Below are 586 nucleotides of genomic sequence, written 5' to 3'. Positions count from 1 at the left end.
CGAGCATCTTTTTGGCTTCCGGGTCGGTGACGAACCCTGTTTCTACTGCCTTCTCCAACAGGAAGCGGCCCAGGCTCGGCGGGCGCTTTTTCGGGATGTCTTCGGGGTCAGGGGTTTGGACCTCCGGGCCGATCTGGGTGCCGTCGGTGTGGGTGTAGACTTCGCGGACGACGTCCTGTTTCAGTTCGGTTTCTTTTTCTCCCTTGACCTGCTTTCCTTTCGTTCCTCTGTAGTGCTGGGAGGAGACCTGGAGGCCGTAGAGGAGGATTTTGGCGCGTTTTGAGTCGAGCATGTCGGCGGCCAGGTGGACGACGACGTCGGAGATGGCGAGCTGGATCGAGTCGGGGTCGTCGCAGACGGGGAGATTGAGGACGAAGTGCTCGGGGTCTCCGTGGGGATCGTAGGGGGTGTTGCTGGGCGAGGGGCGCTGGCGGGTGTTTCTGTGGTAGGTGCAGAAGGGCTGTTCTTTGAGTGCTGCCTGCCTGCATTTGGTGCCGCTGGTGAAGAGGTGGCGGCATTCGTTGTACATGGGTTCTCCTCAGGGTGCAGCGCTCAGCGCGCAGGGTGCAGGGTGCAGGGTGCAGAA

1 pseudogene is annotated in these 586 nt (G+C 61.4%); it reads right to left on the bottom strand.

The window, feature by feature from the left end:
* Nucleotides 1-529, bottom strand: a pseudogene (locus AC5S16_RS23175) (hypothetical protein); the annotation flags it as partial.
* Between the last annotated feature and the right edge of the window lie 57 nt (nucleotides 530-586).

The organism is Acidobacterium sp. FHG110202_01 (genome assembly GCF_059115305.1).
Note: the sequence above shows the minus strand (reverse complement) of the source record. Positions and strands in the feature narration are given on the sequence as shown.